Annotated in this window: 1 protein-coding gene and 1 pseudogene; both read left to right on the top strand. The window is 56.0% G+C overall.

Going from position 1 to position 1,006, the window contains the following annotated elements:
- Positions 1 to 54: 54 nt before the first annotated feature.
- A pseudogene (locus AAFX91_RS41955) lies at positions 55 to 273 on the top strand (macro domain-containing protein); the annotation flags it as partial.
- Entirely contained in the window at positions 273 to 824 is a 552-nt protein-coding gene (locus tag AAFX91_RS41960; RefSeq protein ID WP_394570383.1) for a TIR domain-containing protein, read from the top strand. The pseudogene AAFX91_RS41955 and the gene AAFX91_RS41960, both read left to right, overlap by 1 nt.
- Positions 825 to 1,006 lie beyond the last annotated feature (182 nt).

Below are 1,006 nucleotides of genomic sequence, written 5' to 3' on the forward strand. Positions count from 1 at the left end.
GACCCCATGGGGTCAGTCCGCTGACCCCGCAAACCTCTCACAGAGGCGCTCTTACACAAAACTTCTGACACTCCCCTTTCGCTGCCTCTGATCGGCAACGGGCAGTCGAGCGTCAACATCGCACCACAGCACTTGCTCAGGCTGATCGTGCTCGCACTCGTGGACTACGGCAGAAGGACAGGTCTCCCGAAAGAGGTGAACATCATCGTGCCGGAGGACTGCTTCGAGGCGCTCGACATTCGGGAGATTAGGCGCGACTGGAGGAAACGATAGTGGCCTATCGCAACGGCACGTACATCGCATTCCACGCTGGCGGCACGGCGGACCCTACGGCCTCCGACATAAAGTACTATCGAATGCTCAAGGCGTGGCACGAGCACGACGACATCGAATTCGAGTTCATAAATAGCCACGACAAGGTGGCCGGTGTTCGGGACACCAGCACGAAAGCAACGTTACGACGCAGCCTCGTTGAACGACTGAACAAATCAAAGAACATGGTGCTCATCATTGGTTCGACAACGCGTTTTGACACGGACTGGGTTCCGTTCGAGATCGGCTACGCAGTTGACAGCTGCAAGATTCCGATTATCGCCACTTACATCGGCTACGAGTGGATTACCGTTCCGGCGGAACTGCGCTCATTGTGGCCGCCTGCGTTCGCTTCTCGGATAGATAGTGGGACTGTTCGGGCAATACATATTCCCTTCAAGCAGAAGGCAATCGACGACGCCATTCGCCAATTTAATCACGACAACATGCCATCGACGCCGCTGAACCACTATACCGTAGAGGCCCACCGCTCCTTTGGAATAGCGATCTGACCACGCCACGGGCGGGCCTGTTCGTTCTTGCCCGCACGCTCTCTTATCTTCAGGTGTGCATCCCGGCCCTCGCAACGAAGTCCATCGCCTCCTGAACGGGAAATCCCCCCTAGGCCGTGTGGACTCTTGGGATTCTCAAATCAGATTGAACGTGATTCAAGGCTTTCTTTTAGGAGGAAGCC

Origin of the sequence: Bradyrhizobium sp. 31Argb, assembly GCF_043638955.1 — a bacterium.
In the GTDB taxonomy this organism is placed as follows: domain Bacteria; phylum Pseudomonadota; class Alphaproteobacteria; order Rhizobiales; family Xanthobacteraceae; genus Bradyrhizobium.